Source organism: Paenibacillus sp. EC2-1 (assembly GCF_049311625.1).
In the GTDB taxonomy this organism is placed as follows: domain Bacteria; phylum Bacillota; class Bacilli; order Paenibacillales; family Paenibacillaceae; genus Paenibacillus_AQ.
Map to the genome: position 1 here is coordinate 4,648,161 of NZ_CP186006.1, position 16,307 is coordinate 4,664,467.

The 16,307-nt window shown below is 42.1% G+C and carries 17 protein-coding genes; 4 read left to right on the forward strand and 13 right to left on the reverse strand.

The window, feature by feature from the left end; genetic code table 11:
• Positions 1–12 precede the first annotated feature (12 nt).
• Both ACK8P5_RS21850 and yyaC read right to left on the reverse strand, forming a co-directional pair.
• Complete coding sequence (locus tag ACK8P5_RS21850) at positions 13–804, reverse strand: alpha/beta fold hydrolase (protein WP_422658322.1); 792 nt, start codon at positions 802–804, stop codon at positions 13–15.
• Positions 805–909: 105 nt separating this feature from the next.
• Positions 910–1,449, reverse strand: a complete 540-nt coding sequence (gene yyaC / locus ACK8P5_RS21855; protein ID WP_422658323.1) for a spore protease YyaC — start codon at positions 1,447–1,449, stop codon at positions 910–912.
• A gap of 167 nt (positions 1,450–1,616) precedes the next feature.
• On the opposite strand from yyaC, the gene ACK8P5_RS21860 reads away from it, so the two are divergent.
• Positions 1,617–1,841, forward strand: coding sequence for a DUF1128 domain-containing protein (locus ACK8P5_RS21860; RefSeq protein WP_422658324.1), 225 nt, complete (start codon positions 1,617–1,619; stop codon positions 1,839–1,841).
• 96 nt (positions 1,842–1,937) lie between these two features.
• On the opposite strand, the gene ACK8P5_RS21865 is transcribed toward ACK8P5_RS21860, so the two are convergent.
• Together ACK8P5_RS21865 and ACK8P5_RS21870 are read right to left on the reverse strand one after the other, a co-directional pair.
• On the reverse strand, positions 1,938–2,654 hold the full coding sequence (locus tag ACK8P5_RS21865) for a pirin family protein (protein ID WP_422658325.1): 717 nt from the start codon (positions 2,652–2,654) through the stop codon (positions 1,938–1,940).
• 159 nt (positions 2,655–2,813) lie between these two features.
• Positions 2,814–3,818, reverse strand: coding sequence for an asparaginase (locus ACK8P5_RS21870; RefSeq protein ID WP_422658326.1), 1,005 nt, complete (start codon positions 3,816–3,818; stop codon positions 2,814–2,816).
• 294 nt (positions 3,819–4,112) lie between these two features.
• On the opposite strand from ACK8P5_RS21870, the gene ACK8P5_RS21875 reads away from it, so the two are divergent.
• The 3 genes from ACK8P5_RS21875 to ACK8P5_RS21885 all read left to right on the forward strand — a co-directional run bounded on the left by ACK8P5_RS21875 (position 4,113) and on the right by ACK8P5_RS21885 (position 5,386).
• The gene (locus tag ACK8P5_RS21875; protein WP_422658327.1) at positions 4,113–4,370 is read left to right on the forward strand and encodes a GlsB/YeaQ/YmgE family stress response membrane protein; all 258 of its coding nucleotides are present in this window, start codon (positions 4,113–4,115) and stop codon (positions 4,368–4,370) included.
• Positions 4,371–4,420: 50 nt separating this feature from the next.
• Positions 4,421–4,828: a YtxH domain-containing protein gene (locus ACK8P5_RS21880; RefSeq protein WP_422658328.1), complete on the forward strand. Its 408-nt coding sequence runs from the start codon at positions 4,421–4,423 to the stop codon at positions 4,826–4,828.
• Between the two features lie 93 nt (positions 4,829–4,921).
• Complete coding sequence (locus ACK8P5_RS21885) at positions 4,922–5,386, forward strand: DUF5665 domain-containing protein (RefSeq protein WP_422658329.1); 465 nt, start codon at positions 4,922–4,924, stop codon at positions 5,384–5,386.
• Positions 5,387–5,437: 51 nt separating this feature from the next.
• On the opposite strand, the gene ACK8P5_RS21890 is transcribed toward ACK8P5_RS21885, so the two are convergent.
• The 9 genes from ACK8P5_RS21890 to ACK8P5_RS21930 all read right to left on the reverse strand — a co-directional run bounded on the left by ACK8P5_RS21890 (position 5,438) and on the right by ACK8P5_RS21930 (position 16,273).
• The gene (locus ACK8P5_RS21890) at positions 5,438–6,424 is read right to left on the reverse strand and encodes a magnesium transporter CorA family protein (RefSeq protein ID WP_422658330.1); all 987 of its coding nucleotides are present in this window, start codon (positions 6,422–6,424) and stop codon (positions 5,438–5,440) included.
• A gap of 130 nt (positions 6,425–6,554) precedes the next feature.
• Positions 6,555–7,325 carry a sigma-70 family RNA polymerase sigma factor gene (locus tag ACK8P5_RS21895; RefSeq protein WP_422658331.1) on the reverse strand — a complete coding sequence of 257 codons (771 nt, stop codon included), beginning with the start codon at positions 7,323–7,325 and terminating at the stop codon, positions 6,555–6,557.
• Entirely contained in the window at positions 7,322–7,774 is a 453-nt protein-coding gene (gene rsbW, locus ACK8P5_RS21900) for an anti-sigma B factor RsbW (RefSeq protein ID WP_422658332.1), read from the reverse strand. Before rsbW ends, ACK8P5_RS21895 begins: the two co-directional genes overlap by 4 nt.
• Before the next feature lie 16 nt (positions 7,775–7,790).
• Positions 7,791–8,129, reverse strand: coding sequence for an STAS domain-containing protein (locus ACK8P5_RS21905; RefSeq protein WP_422658333.1), 339 nt, complete (start codon positions 8,127–8,129; stop codon positions 7,791–7,793).
• A 116-nt stretch (positions 8,130–8,245) separates the two neighbouring features.
• Positions 8,246–9,922, reverse strand: a complete 1,677-nt coding sequence (locus ACK8P5_RS21910) for a response regulator (protein WP_422658334.1) — start codon at positions 9,920–9,922, stop codon at positions 8,246–8,248.
• Between the two features lie 17 nt (positions 9,923–9,939).
• Complete coding sequence (locus tag ACK8P5_RS21915; RefSeq protein ID WP_422658335.1) at positions 9,940–10,809, reverse strand: CheR family methyltransferase; 870 nt, start codon at positions 10,807–10,809, stop codon at positions 9,940–9,942.
• A gap of 64 nt (positions 10,810–10,873) precedes the next feature.
• On the reverse strand, positions 10,874–14,539 hold the full coding sequence (locus ACK8P5_RS21920; protein WP_422658336.1) for a response regulator: 3,666 nt from the start codon (positions 14,537–14,539) through the stop codon (positions 10,874–10,876).
• Positions 14,536–15,708: a PP2C family protein-serine/threonine phosphatase gene (locus ACK8P5_RS21925; RefSeq protein WP_422661546.1), complete on the reverse strand. Its 1,173-nt coding sequence runs from the start codon at positions 15,706–15,708 to the stop codon at positions 14,536–14,538. Before ACK8P5_RS21925 ends, ACK8P5_RS21920 begins: the two co-directional genes overlap by 4 nt.
• 217 nt (positions 15,709–15,925) lie before the next feature.
• Positions 15,926–16,273 carry a general stress protein gene (locus ACK8P5_RS21930; RefSeq protein ID WP_422658337.1) on the reverse strand — a complete coding sequence of 116 codons (348 nt, stop codon included), beginning with the start codon at positions 16,271–16,273 and terminating at the stop codon, positions 15,926–15,928.
• Positions 16,274–16,307 lie beyond the last annotated feature (34 nt).

Below are 16,307 nucleotides of genomic sequence, written 5' to 3' on the forward strand. Positions count from 1 at the left end.
CATTAACAAAAATTATGAGGAGTGAACGTTATTTAAAAATTGTTGAATGGCTTCGCTCAATTCTTCCGGTTTCTCCATCATACTCATATGTCCCGCCTCATTAATAACAACCTGCGTAACATTAGGATGATCGGTAGTAAAGACACGTTCAGTTGGAATGAGCCCATCCTTCTCCCCTGCAACTAACAAGACCGGAAGAGGTGACGCGGATAGAACATCACGTCGATCTGGTCTCTCTCGCATCGCAAGTGCTGCACCGATAGCTCCTTGCGGTGGTGTTAAATAGCCTATTTCCTTGGCCTTTTGGATACATTCGGGCTGTCTTTCTTCCATTCCCGGTGCAAATAGACCTGGTACAAGACTATCAACAAAGTTAGTGATCCCTTCTTGTTGAATAACACTTACCGCTTTTACCCTCTTCTCCTTGGCTTCCTCCGAATCCGGAAAACCTGTAGAGTGAATTAACCCAAACGCATTCAATCTTGAAGAGTATCGTTGGACAAATGACAACGTTATGTATCCTCCAAGCGAATGTCCAAGCAGTGTTGCCTTTTCAATCTCCAGCTCGTCCATCAGAAGCAGCACATCATCAGCCATCTGTTCAATCGTATAGGGACCCATCGGCGCATCTGAGCGTCCATGACCTCTAAGATCCGGTACAATGACCCGGTAGTCGTGCAGATAATTCAGTACCTGTTCCCAGTAAGAGGAGCTTCCGCAATATCCATGCAGCAGAATAACGGGTTCTCCCTGTCCCTGTTCCAGATAACATATCGTATGACCGTTGCATTGTACTTTATCCATTACAATACCCTTCTTTCTATTTATTGCTGCTATTCGAAGCAGCTACAGTTTTGTAAAGATGTACTATTATTAACCCATAAATCGGTCTGATTGAAACGTCTATCTTCAAGGTTTTAGTCCGAAGGCAGATGCTGCAGCCTGTGCTATCTCCTCCGCCATATTCATCACCAAGTAAAGCGAAGTTACTTGCAGCGTCCAGTACGGCTTAGGCCCCTGTACATTCACCACTGCAGCAATACTATAATCTCCTACAGAAGGAAGTGGCTTTCCCACAGACTGAGCAGGATGAAGAGGACCAGCAGATACAAAGAAACTATGGACAGAAGAAGCCTGGCCTAAGCAAGCATCGATGGCAATCACAACCGTTCCAACTTCAACCTCCATGAGCTTCGCCTCAAGATTACAAGCATCACACGGATCGGGGAGCGTTCCAATTACATTGGGAAATCCATATTCGAGCAGCCTACTTCCTGTCAGAGGGCCTAGTGCGTCACCTGTTGAACGGTCAGTGCCAATACATACAAAAGTGATTTGGTCCTTGGAATATAGCTGGGATATGTTTATGAAAAAACTATGCAATTGTTCTCCTGACAATTTGATTTTTGTTGCAGGTTCTGCCTGCCGAAATCCCGCATAATCGCCCATTACCTTCCCCCTTCAAATACAAGCATTTGCTACAGATGCATACAACATATGACTTATCATTCTCCTGATTTTAACCTAATGCGTGAACGGTGGCAAAAACATTGGTTCGTCCGGCGGCGGCATGGTACAATACAGGGACGAAATGAGTGAGAGGAAGGGTGCCGAATATGGATCTGAATGAACAATCTCAAGAGAACATTGAGTATATGATTGAACAAATTAAGCTAAAGCTCCGCATGGCTTCAGGTGCTGCAATGCAGGCTTCAGCCTTCTCCAAAGATCAATATGAAGATATACGTGATCTGTATGATCTGGTTATGAGTAAGAAAACACTAAGTATCTCTGAGGTAGAAGCTCTTGTATCAGAGCTTGGACGCTTGCGTAATAACTAATCTCTAAAGAGTAAATGTTAGCTAAAAGCCCCCACCACGGCCCTTTCTGAAAGGAAAACCGCGATGGGGGCTATTTCAATTTCTTAGGTGAAGTCATTACGGTAAATCAATCAAAATCAATTCTGCATCTCCATCACTTGAAGTACCTTTAAGTGTAATCTGATCGCATCCTTGAAGACGAGCAGCATCCCCTGGAGTTAAGTCAAATGATCCATCTTCACAGGAGATTTCAATATTACCTTTGATAAGATACACATGGACTCTACGTCCCTCCGCAAGAGAATAATTGATTTGCGTTCCGGTCTCAAGAACGGATCCATAGATTATGGTATCTAGAGCAATTGAAAGTGGAGCTTCTCCATCACGCCCACTAACCAAAGGCAACAAACCATTTTTCTGCTGGTCCCGCTCGAAAGTCTTTTGATGACGTGTTGAAGTGATATCCGGCTGATTCGGTAAGAACCACATCTGAATAAAACGGGCATCCTCCGTATCTGATCCATTCTTCTCACCATGCGTTAATCCTCGCCCAGTACTAACAACTTGAACAGCCCCCGTTTCGAGCCGTTCCTTACCATTCTCATCTTCGTACTGAATGTTTCCTTCCAATACAATATTAACGATTTCCAAGTCATGGTGTAGTTCCGGATCAAACATGCCGCCTGGCTTTAGAATATGATCATTATGAGCCAGAAGAGAACCGAAGTGCTCATTATGCGGATCGTCGTACTCCGCAAAAGAAAAGCTATATTCGCTGTGTACACATTCTTTTTGTGATGTATGTCTTTCCGCCGCAGTCATGATCTTAATCATGCCCGCTCACCTCCGCGTCTTCACTTTCCATGTAGGAAAGCGAGATAAAGTTTTCTCCCTGTGGGATTATACTTTAATACCCCGGCGGATTTTAAATTAATCATCAATCTGAATATAGTCCTTACCTGAAGCAACCAAGATATGAGGAAACTGATGTATCTAAACGCGTTGTAAAGTAAAGACCGTCTCGGCTCTACCCACCTTTTGTCCCCCATCATTATAGATATCCTTGGTGTATGCTTCCTTTAAACGATCCATGGTGGCTTTGTTCTTATAGCCGATCTGATCAAGAATGGATTCAGCAACATAGCCCCATTCTTCTTCAGAACCATCCAATATTTTGAATGTAATCCCCAGTCTCTCTTCCTTGAGCCCAAAGCAGTAGACTCCTTTAAAACCACCCTTAGCAACAATATTCTTATCCTGTAGCAGCAATGTATCTACTCTACCGCTTCCTGCCACCATAAAAGGGTGAGCATTCATCGCCTTCGTAATCTTTTCAACTGCTAAGCGTGTAGCTTCGTCTTCAATTCGATCCGGACAGGCAAGCTTCATATAAGCTGTTGCTAAAGCATGCATAGGTAATGCAAACACCGGAAGACCACAACCGTCCGTTCCGAGAATAATCTCGTCTGTAGATAAGCCACTCATATAGGCTACCGTATTTAATATCTCCTGCTGTACAGGGTGGTTAGGGTTCTCATACCCTTCAAGGGTATATCCCTTCATCTGACTGTAAGCTAGTAAGCCCAGATGTTTACCTGCACAATTATGATGAAGTTTACGTTTATTACTTCTGTTACGGATTAAAGAATGTCTAGCTTCATCATCAAGCGGGTAACTAGAGGCACATACAAGCCGATCTTCACCAATCCCTGTTTTGTTCAGGAGATTAATCAATGTCTCTTGGTGCTCATGCTCCCCTCGGTGAGATGCAGTCATAATTGCAATTTCTTCATCTGTCAAATGATAATGATTCGCTAATTGTGCACGAATAGCAGGAATAGCCTGCAGAGGCTTAGCAGAAGACCGAGTAAACGTTACATAGTTAGGGTCACCCGCATACGCTTCAACCTTACCCTCTTCATTAACGATACATATATGCCCACTATGGGCGCACTCCATAACATCTGCACGATATTCCTTCACTAGCATTGTCTCCATGATGCCTCACTCCTTCTGTTGCTTCATCCCTAAGTTGCTTAATTAAGTATAGTACAAAAATCAATATAGATCAGTAGGCAAAAATAAACACAAATAAACATTACGAATTTTGTAAAGCTTCAAAATCTTCAAAATTTAACACTTTTATCATTCTTACTTATAATTTTTACACAATACCTTTCATTTACTCTATTTCTCATCTTTCTTGTTTCAGTGCCAACTCTCAAGTTTAAATACCAGATAAGCAAGCCCAAACAAACAAGGGTCAAGACATCTGAATAAGGAGGCGATGATATGTGGGGAATAATTATCAGCATCGTGATGGCAATTGTTATTGGAATCATCGGTGATGCCTTAGTAGGTAATGATATGCCAGGTGGTATTATCGGCTCCATGGTTGCCGGCTTTGTCGGTGCTTGGCTCGGACCCATGCTTATGGGTTCATGGGGGCCTGAAATCGGCGGTTTCGCAATCGTTCCAGCTATTATCGGTACAGCTATCTTCGTATTCCTGCTGGGACTCGTATCCAAAATGTTTAGACGCACTACCTAATCTTCCCGATTAGACATATTAAATGAAATTAATCTAAAGGAGTGAATGTCATGAATCACACAGAACAAGAATATCCGGTACAGAGTGGATCAACTTTCTTTAAAGGTGCTTTCATTGGAGCTTTGGTTGGAGCTGCAGCAGCCCTTCTATTCGCCCCAAAACCAGGTCGTGAACTCCGTGGAGATTTGTCCGAAAAGATTACATTAGTTACGGATAAAACCAAAGAGGTCGCTGGTGTTGTTGGTGATAAAGCTACAGACATTGCTAAGACCGTAGGCACAAAAGCTTCCGACGTTATGACCACAGTTAATGAAAGTCGAGGCAACATCATGGCAAGTGTTAAACAAGCTTCCAATGATGTAAGTGATGAAGTTGCAACTGCTTCCGAAGACGTCAAACATGTGACGAAAAATGCTTCCTCTGACGTCAGCCAAGAGTTGAAGACACCTAGAATCTAAACCGCAACTTTCGGGTTATAGCCAGCTGACACAGCTGGCTATTTTTATTTCAGCTTCTTCCCCATCATTATCAAAGGAAAGTAGGGATTCGATATGAGCAAAGCAGCCCCCTATAATGGCAGCGGAAGTACAATTGAACATTCAGATCGTCCTGAGCGTTCACGAAAGCGCGACCATGACCGAGATCGTGACAGGAATTTAAAAAGAGAAGAATCTTCAAAACACTCTGCTCAAAAGTCGAATACTCGCGGAGTATATGAGGTAGAAGAGCATCCCTTTGAGTTAAGACATGAAGTCAAACGACTGAATACTCGTCTGGACAAAATTGCAGATTCTCTTGAAAAATCTGACTTTAAGGACATTGTTGAGAATTACATGAACCCTAAAAAGCGGATGATTACCAATTTTACCGCTGGTCTTTCAAGAGGACTTGGAATGACTATAGGTACTTTCGTTATTCTCGGTATCCTGGGATATATACTTAGCCTATTTGTTGACTTGCCGCTTATTGGTGATTATATCTCTGAGTTACAGGGATATATTGATCGATCTAAATAAAGACAGCAAAGAGTCCGGTCAATGGAAGCTTCCGGACTTTTTGCTGTTCGTTTATATATTTTTGTTACGATCCCGAGATTTAACCCTAAGAATATCCCCTGTCCATCCCTTCATATGCATCCATAAATACATGCCTGCGGTCATGGCTAATGTTAACAACATAGAAGCAGTGAAACCCCATGAATACTTGATTAAAGGAAGATTATCGAAGTTCATTCCCCATATTGCACCTATTACCGTGGCCGGTGTAAAGATGACTGTCATGATTGTCAGGGTCTTCATGATCTCATTTCCTCGAAATCCAGCTATCGCATTGTCGATGGACACAAGTGTATCGATTTCACGTTCATAATGATGAAATAACCTTTCCATTCGTTCTACCCTATAAAACAGCTGCTTATAGAATCGGCTATCATCTAAATCTTCTTGATACCCCTCTTTGGAAGCCGTAATCAATTCCTGAAAGGATATAAATGAATTATTCCAAAAGATCAACTCGAACCTTGATGTTAAAATACTATCCATTAGATAGCGCTTATTCTGATGCTTCATCCCCGCCTCTAGTTTCCGCAGGCGATGCTCAAACTTATCCATTCCAACATGAAAATAATGCAGGATGGCTCTGGAGAGGACAAACATCCCATCAATCGGCCTCGTACATTGATGCAGCATGGAGACGCGCCCCTCCTCTCGCATAATTCCTCTCGTATGTTCATCCAGATTGAAGGTGATTAACGCGTCTCCATCAATATAAAAATAAAACTGTTCATTCGAATGATCATCATTCACAGCAGAAGCAACGGTATAGAGGATAGAACCCACCATAATAGGATTTTTCCCATCGGGAAAATGAACAGACAAATAGTTCTTATCTTGAAGCGTTGAAACAAGGTCAAACCATTTCGATGAATAAGGAAATTGATTACGCAATTCTCCAATTAGAGGTGAATCCCAATTTCTGATTTGAAGGTCATACCAACTCCATCCACCTCCAAAATGATACACATTGTCTTCCTTATCCAGCTGCAAGATCGTCACCCATCACTCACGTCCTTCTTCATTTGTCCTATTTATTATCACTAAAAAGGCACGCTTATCCTTCTTTCAGGAATAGCGTGCCTTTTATGTAGGCTGGTCTTTACACCTGATATAGAAAGGCTTGTCCATATCAATACGATGAATTAGACATAATTTGTTTCAGCTTCTCTGTTGCTCTCTTCTGTATACGAGATACACTCATCTGTGAAACACCAAGTTTCTGAGCAATGGCTCTCTGCGATTGACCATCTTGGAACGCAAGTAGTAAGACTTTTTGCTCCTGCTCTTTCAACTGACTTAAAGCCTGCTGTAAATCCATTCGCTTCTCGACGGAATCAAAATCATTCACATCCGAGCTAATAAGCTCACCAAGGGTAGCGCCGGTCTCTTCTTGTGATAATGGAGAATCAAGAGATACATAATGATAGCACTCACGCCCTGCGAGAACTTCTAACGTCTCCTCAACCGTCAATTCCAGGTACTCAGCAATCTCCTGTACAGCCGGTGATCTTTCTAGTTTGATGGTTAATTCATCGATAGCATGCTGAACGAGTGCGCCCTTCTCCTTAATACGGCGTGGAACTTGGATATACCAAGATTTATCTCGCAAAAAGTTCTTCATGTGACCGATCATACTCTTCATCGCATAAGGCTCAAAAGGAATACCTAGACTTATATCATATTGTTGAAGCAGACGGATCAGAGCCATCTGTCCAACCTGATATAAGTCCTCATAAAGGTCTGGCCTATTCCGGGCAATTTTGCCTGAAGCCATCTTAACCATAGGTTCATACTTTTTAATTAAGACCGTAGCGATCTCATTATCTTTCGTCTGCTGGTATTCCCAGATCAGACTAATTGCTTCATCTCTTGACTCTGGGGGAGTCACCTTTTCACTCATACTGGCTCCTCGCTTCTCGCAAGCCGCTTAGTAAGAATAACTTGTGTACCCTTTCCTGTTTGATTCGTCACACTTACTTCATCCATAAGTGCCTCCATGAGATAGAAGCCAAGACCACCAATTTGAACTTCATTCAATTCTTTATCATGAAGAGTTGTACGGTTGTCTACCCGTTCATCACTATCAAAACTCTCCCCTTCGTCTTTGACCGTGATGGATAACGAATCAGCAGAAACGTCGAACACAACTTCAACCATACCTGCTTCTTGACCGTATGCATATAAAACTGAGTTATTGCAAGCTTCTGAAACCGCAACTTTCATGTCTTCGATCTCTTCATAAGAAAATCCCATTTTTGATGCAATACCATACAAATTCAAACGAACAATATCAACGTATTCTGCACTGGCAGGTAAATTCAGCGTAACTTTATGTGCTTCAGCATTCATTTTTTTCTTTCCTTTCCTATTGGGAATTCTCCTGAGGGGCAAAGAACTTCGCAATACCGGTCATATCAAACAGCTTCTGAATTTGTTGAGGAACCTCTTCAACAGCAAAGCGTGCTTGCATACCATGTCTTGCTTTCAAAATGGATAATAGAATTCCGATCCCTGTACTATCTATATATGTCATGTCCTTCATGTTGACGATCAAATCCATTTCTGAATTGCTCACAAGTGGTTCCATAACTAATCGAAAATCTGGTGCAACGGACAAATCAAGTTCTCCGCTTAAAAACACCGTGCAGACACCTTCACCCATGTGAGTCTTAGCATTGAATTTATCATTATTATTTGTATTCATAGACACTCTCTCCCGCAATTTGTTTTTCATTACAAATAACCCGTTATTTCATGTGTTGAAACAACCCAGCAACCATTTTGTTCATGGTTTTTTTTGACATGACAGGTGCGGTCGATTTACATCACCGATTGTTGCCCATGAGATAGGACATGTTCATGATATGTGGGCAGTGCATACTTAGACAAAACTTGCTTAATACCGTTGATTTTTACTGGCTTACTGATATATTCATCCATACCAGCCTCCAGACAACGTGTCTGTATACCATCCATAACATTAGCCGTCATAGCAACAATCACAGATCTCTTTCCAAACACCTGTTGTTTCCGAATTAATCGAGTAGCCTCCAGACCATCCATGACTGGCATTTGAAGGTCCATAAATATCATGTCATAATGGTGCCCTGCCCTTACCAGCTTCACAGCCTGCTCTCCATCTTCAGCAATATCTGCTTCTAGACCTATCTTACCAAGCATACTTAACATAAGCTTTCGATTAATGGGGTGATCATCTACAACGAGTACATTCGGTAAACAGTTCCTTTCTTTCATATCATATGCATCATCGGGTTTATCCTGGCCTCGCAGCGGGTCTTCTTCCTCATGCTGGCGAACCTTAATCGTAAACAGGAAGGTTGCGCCCTTCTCTTCCGTAGATTCCACCCTGATTTCTCCACCCATCATCTGAACCAACGACCTACAGATTGCAAGACCAAGACCAGTCCCACCATACTTTCGAGTCATAGATGAATCCAGTTGGGAGAATGGCTTGAACAATCGGTCAACTTTATCCGCCGAAATCCCAATGCCCGTGTCCTTAATATTAAACTCAAGGGTTAGGGATTCATTCTCTCTCTCAATCAGAGAAACGACGAGATAAACTCCCCCTTGATTCGTAAACTTAACCGCATTAGATACGAGATTCATTAACACCTGTCGCAGACGTCCCATATCTCCATACACCATTTGGGGGATTTGATCTTCAATAAAGTACAGCAACTCTAAATTCTTCTTATTAGCTTCAGCTGAAAAAAGTCCAAATACCTCTTGCACACAAGATTTCAATTCAAATGGATGCTCTTCGAGCTCCATCTTCCCAGACTCCATCTTCGTAAAGTCTAAAATATCATTAATGATAGAGACAAGTGCATCAGCACTGTTCCGGATGATGTCTGCATATTCCCTCTGTTCATCCTGTAGGTCACTATCCATCAAAAGATCAATCATCCCGATCACACCATTCATGGGTGTACGAATTTCATGACTCATCATGGCTAGGAATTCGGTTTTTGCTTTGGCTGCTATCTCAGCAGCATCCTTTGCTTGTACAAGCTCATGATTAATCTTTTCCAGTTCCTGTGTCTTTTGATGAAGCAACATAGACTGTGTCTTGAGTCTTTTGTTCGTCAAATGCATATCTACAAAACCCTCAATCTTAGACTTCAGAATCTGAGGAATAAACGGTTTGACCATATAATCAATAGCACCGGCAGAGTATCCAGCAAAGAGATGTTCCGCCTCCTTGCTGTTCGCCGATATGAAGATGATGGGAATGTCTTTCGTCTTGTCTCTTGCTTTTATTAACCGTGCTGTCTCAATTCCGTCCATGCCTGGCATTTGAACATCAAGAACAATCACAGCGAAGTCATATTTCAAAAGACATCTTAATGCTTCTTCCCCGGAAGTCGCCTTAATCAGCGTGTATTGTTCGCTGTCTAGCACAGCTTCCAGGGCAAGCAAATTCTCAGGGCGGTCATCTACCAGCAAAATATGAATTGGATCATGAAACACCATGGAATCCTCCTAAAACTCTATTTAATCTTCCGGTAAATCTTCTCTGCCCGATCAAGCGCTTCATACGAATCACTATAATTCGTAAAATGAATCGACTCCTTGGCTCCCAGTACGAGAATACCAAAATGGCTTAAGCTCTCATGAAATAGTCCATGCACGTGATTGCGAAGTTCATCGTTAAAATAAATCATGACATTCCTGCAAAAAATGACATTAAACTCATTAAATGAACGATCCGTCGCTAAGTTATGTTCTGCAAAGATCATGTTTTTCTTAAGGAACGGATGAAAAATAACCGAGTTATACTTCGCCGTATAATATTCGGAGAACGAGCGTGTTCCACCTGCCTCCAAATAGTTCTTGGTGTATTGTTTCATGCGCTTAATATCAAAAACGCCTTCCTTGGCTTGCTGCAATGATCGTGAATTCATGTCTGTAGCATAAATGCGCGCCTTATCATAAAGACCTTCCTCATGTAGCAAAATAGCCATGGAATATACTTCTTCGCCTGTAGAACATCCAGCATGCCAAATACGGATATATGGATAAGTCCTCAGGAGTGGCACTACCTTTTGCCTGAATGTTAGGAATAAGTTAGGGTCCCTGAACATTTCCGTGACCGGAATCGATAAATTATATATAAGGCGTTCAAAGCACGCCCGCTCATGTAATACCTTTTCTTGCAATGACGATATGGAGGACAGACCTTCGGCATGCACATGATGCCAGATTCTTCGCCTCAATGAAGGGAGCGCATAGTTGCGAAAATCATAACCGTAAAATCGATGAATGCCTTCAAGTAAAAGTTCAATCTCGATTTGTTCCAGCTCCCGGTCGTTATGCTCCTCCGTGTTTAGTTCAATATCCGTTTGGTCACTTGATGTCATGATTGTACACCGACTTTCTCCCTTTACGTTAGTCTATCAATTATTCTTTACCCAAAACTCTCTCTTACGAATACAACCATACGCGCATTAGAGAAAGAAGTTGCTCTGTTTGAATTGGCTTTTTCATGTAATCGGAGGCACCAGCCTCAATACATTTCGCCCGATCTTCTTTCATCGCTTTTGCCGTGAGCGCAATGATTGGCATCTTTTCAAATTGAGGCATTTGACGCAATCTGCTCATCGCCTCATAGCCGTCCATTTCCGGCATCATCATATCCATTAGGACGAGGTCATAATTCGGATCAGCCTCTAATAGCTCTAATGCTTCGCGTCCGTTCTCGGCAAAAGTCACCTCCATGTTGTAACCTTCCAGCACACTCGAAAGGGCAAACACATTTCGAATATCATCATCTACAAGCATGATTTTTTTGCCTTCAAAAAGAACTTCTTTATTATGCAGCTTTTGCAATATTTTACGCTTATCCTCCGGTAAATTCGCCTCTACTCGGTGCAAGAACAGTGTCGTCTCATCCAGCAATCTCTCTGGTGATTTAACATCCTTAATAATAATCGACTCCGCATATTTACGCAGACGGGTTTCTTCCTTGCTATCGAGTTCTTTCCCCGTATAAATAATGATTGGTAAATCGACAAGCTTCTCATCATCGCGAATTTGATCAAGCAAATCAAAGCCTGTCATATCCGTCAACATCAAATCAAGGACCATACAGTCATATCTCTGTGTTCTGAGCTTCTCAAGAGCTTCCTTACCTGTAGATACAGCTGTAATCGAAACATCATCATGACCAATAAGTTCAATGATGGAATGTCGTTGAATATCGTCATCCTCCACGATGAGCAGTTGTTTCATAGATTGCTCCGCATAGGACTCAATATGAGAAAAGGCTCCTTCAAGCGCTTCACGAGAAGAAGGTTTCTTCAGGTAAGCGATCGCCCCCATCATAAGTCCTTGCTTCACTTCATCCACAACGGAAACGACATGTACAGGAATATGACGTGTTACCGCTGAGCTCTTCAGCTCACCAAGCACAGACCACCCATCCATAACCGGCAGTTGAATATCTAGAATAATGGCGTCAGGCTTGTACGATTGGGCCATCTTAAGACCGATGTCCCCTTGTAATGCGACTAATGCTTTAAAGCCGCGACCTCTTGCCATATCCAGCAAGATCTTAGCAAACTTATCGTCATCCTCAACGATTAAGAGTACCTTATCTGTAGGTCCGATATCATCCCGATCATCATCAATCTGAACGGATGGATTCGCTTCCCCTTCTTTAACTTTCTTAGGAGCAACAAAGCTTTTATCTATTAGAAGTTCACTTGTTGTTTGAGTTGTAGCTGCCGCTTCTTGCTTCGCTGAATCTATGGCTTGTTCACAAGGTAAATACAATGTAAAGCAGCTACCCTGTCCTTCTTCAGACTCGAGATTTATGCCGCCCCCTAGGAGACGTGCCAATTCCCTGCTTATGGACAATCCAAGTCCCGTTCCTCCATATTTTCGACTCGTTGTACCATCGACCTGTTGGAAGGCTTCGAATATCAAGTCTGTTTTATCTGCTGGAATACCAATTCCCGTATCGATCACAGAGAAAGCAATATAATTACGTTCTCGATCCAAGAAAAACGGAAGTTTATCCGGATCACCGTGAGTTACGTTGACTTCAACTGAACCCTTACTTGTAAACTTAAAGGCATTGGATAGCAGGTTTCGAAGGACCTGCTTCACCCTGTGACCATCCGTGATAATGCTCTCAGGCACACCATCCTCGACATGAACTTTCAGTGCAAGGCCTTTCTTAAATGCAACAGGAGCAAAGTTCTGCTGAACAAACGCTTCGATTTCGGTCATATGCACAGCTTCATTATTAATCTCCATCTTGCCTGCATCCACTTTGGATAGATCAAGAATCTCATCGATCATTTTAAGAAGGTCCGCACCCGACATATAAATCGTCTGAGCATATTCAATCTGCTTAGCTGTTAAGTTACCACCTTTATTCTCAGAAAGAAGCTGGGAAAGGATCAGCAAGCTATTGAGTGGTGTTCGAAGCTCATGTGACATATTCGCCATAAACTCCGATTTGTATTTGGTCGTAACCGAAAGCTGCATCGCTTGCTTCTCCAACTGTTCTTTCGCTTTCTCAATTTCGAGATTCTTCTCTTCCACTTCTTGAACCTGTTCTTCCAGTGCACGAGTCTTAGCAACAAGCTCTGTATTGTAATGTTCCAGTTCCTCTTGTTGACGCTGAAGTAGCTCTTCTGAGCGTTTAAGCGCCTCTGTCTGCTCTTCCAAATTCTCATTCGAACGACGAAGTTCCTCTTGCTGAGTCTGAAGTTCTTCCGATTGACATTGTAGTTCTTCTGTAAGTGCTTGAGACTCACGCAAGAGTTCTTCTACTCTCATACGTCCCATAATACTGTTGAGCAATGTCCCTAGTGACAGACTTAACTGAGATATGAGCTGCTCCTGAAGTGAAGTGAATTGCTCAAAAGAAGCCATTTCCAAGACACCAAGCAACTCATTTTCGAACAAGATTGGATAAATCATAATCGATCCTGGCTTGGACGATCCCCATGCTGATTGAACCTGCATGTAATTCTCTGGCGGATTGTTCAGCATAATCGATTTCTTATCTAGTGCCACCTGTCCCACCAGGCCTTCTCCAATCGTAAAGGAACTTCTAGGTGCATCGCCACCTTCAAAAGCATACGATCCTCGAACCATTAATTTATTCGGATCTTTATCTTCCTCACGGATATATAGAGCACCATAATGAGCACCAATCACTGGGGTAAACTCACTCATAAAGCGCTGACCAACCTCTTCTAGGGATTCAATCCCTTCAAGTAATTCGGTAACTCTAGCCAAGTTAGAGTTCAACCAGGACTGATCACGCTGAGCTTCTAAGTACGTCTGCTCCAGTCTCTGCTTCTCTTCAATATCCTCTGCCATTTCTTTGAACACCTGAGCTACTTGTCCAATCTCATCTTTTGAGGTGACCTCAATCTCTTGGATCTCCCTCATACGACCCTGACCAAAGCTTTTGATCATCAAGTTCACCACATTAATTCCACGAGTAATACTCGGAACTACCCATAGAATAACGATCAATCCAATCAAAAGTCCCACGGCCATAAAAAAAGTTGTCATCTGAATAGATCGTTCATAGGCCGTTTTGGCTTCATCAATATCTTCTGTTATCCTTGCATTCTGGTAACTCGATAATGCATTCAGACTGTTTAGCATTTCTTCTTGGACATCTTGTCCTGCTGTAATTCGGTAGGAGTTAGCTGCATCAATATTGCCATCTGAAAGAAGATCCAGTGCTTTAGATTGATATCCTCCGTATTCCGATCTAGCCTTCTCAATCCGATCAAGCAATTGCTGTTCTTCAGCCGAATTTCCACTCTTCTTAAGAGACTCTAAGATGGAATCTACCTTCTTATCCATCTCCTTAATGCGGTTCACGGTTTGCTCTGAATTAGCTGTTTCATCACTCAGCATCATGTTCGTAAGAGCCCGTGCCATATCATTCACTTGTCCACGCACCGCGTTGGAATCGCGAACCTTTAAATAACGCTCGCTGTATATTGTATCGAGTTGACTGTTCATAAAACTGATTCGATCATAACCTACCAAGGTTAATACAAGCATGATTGCCAGCAGTGTCGTGAACCCGATAACTAATTTACTTCTAATCTTCATTCTGTTCCTCCACTCCCTTTAAGGGTGATCCATACGAGACATTTATCGTCATCTCGTTCCTCTGCTGGATTATCCACAAAAAATCGTTCCTTCATCTCTTCTTCTCTCCACTTATGAGAACCACTTAAATGCTGCTTCAAGTAATCAAGCTTATCCTCATGACTTCCAGATACAAGCTCCAGAATACCATCCGTGTACATAGCAAGATGTGCATTCCCTTCATAATGAAAACTCCGTGGCTCCATCCCATCAATGCGATCAAATAATCCTACAGGACAGCATCCTTGATCAAGAGTCATCACCGAACCGTCTTCTTGAAAGAACAACGCAGGCGGATGGCCAGCATTCACATAATCGACTCGCTTCATACGCGTATCAACAACTAAATAGATAGCCGTAAAATAATACTGAATCAATTGATTCTCTAGATGAAGCTGATTGAATCTACGATTAAGTTCTTGAATAACTTTCTCCGGTTCTACATAAGTGGTCACCGTGTCTTTCAACACAGAAGCAATAAACATACAGAATAATGACGAAGAAATCCCATGTCCCATCATATCAAGCAGTATAATCCCATACCGGCCTTCACCAAGTGGATACCAAGCATACAAATCACCTGCTAATTCAGCAGACGGCTGATATAAGGCATGAATCTCAAAAGATTCATCTTCAATAGGTAGACTCAGCACTGCATTTTGCACCATGGCAGCTAACGTTAATTCATCTTTAATCCGTTGTTCTCTGTCTTTGTGCCAATCCTTTTCATGTTTCAGACGAAGAGCTAGACGAATGCGGGCCATGAGTTCGACTTTATTGATCGGCTTTGTCACATAGTCTACGGCTCCAGCATCAAGTGCCTCAGCCAGCTTTTTCGAATCACCTACAGCAGTCACCATAATAATCGGAATATCTTTCAGATGATCATATTGCTGCACGATTCGGCAAGCTTCGATTCCATCCATCTCCGGCATCATCATATCTAGTAATATCAAATCAACGTCAACGCGTTTAGGTCGTAATTCTGAGGAGTGATCCCCAATACCGATATACTCCAGCATTTCTATGGCTGAGGATGCAGTTACAATATTCCGGTATTGTTCTTTCTTAAGAATTTCTCGGATAATTATGACGTTAGTCGGATTGTCATCAACAATTAGTATTCTCATGGCTCTCTCCTTAACGATACTCTCTATGCGATTAGACATCCTTTCTCGAACTATTATACTATATAAATCACTTAATAGATTGTTTCGAGAATGGCTCCACCTCATGAAAAATCCATTTATTTCAAAAACATAGATAAGGAATGAGACAGTCCTGTCCCATTCCTTATCTATGTTTAAAGCCCTATATTCTACACGGAAATGTACCAGTCGAGCTAGCTCAAGCGTGATCTTTTTTAGCAATAACGAGAACTTTACCCATGTCCAGTTGCTTCTCATAAAAGTCAGCTTCTGCCTCTGTAAATCCTAAAGATACAATTTTAGCACGAAGTTCGTCACCACGGGAGCGGAACAAGTTGGCAATCGAATCAAACACGCCTTCTTCCTTGATCCCAATCTCTTTAGCTTCTGAAGCTTGAGCGATACGCTCTGTCTTGTCAGAATCATGCGCGATTACATAAATATGATCTGCAGCGTAACCGGAAGTTGCTAAGTTCTGAATTTCTTGAACGGCTAAAGTTCCATTCTCAACAATTTTTGCATAGGCTTGTTTATTAGTAGTTTCCATAATTTAAAACCTCCTATAGGATTGTACTAGGTTA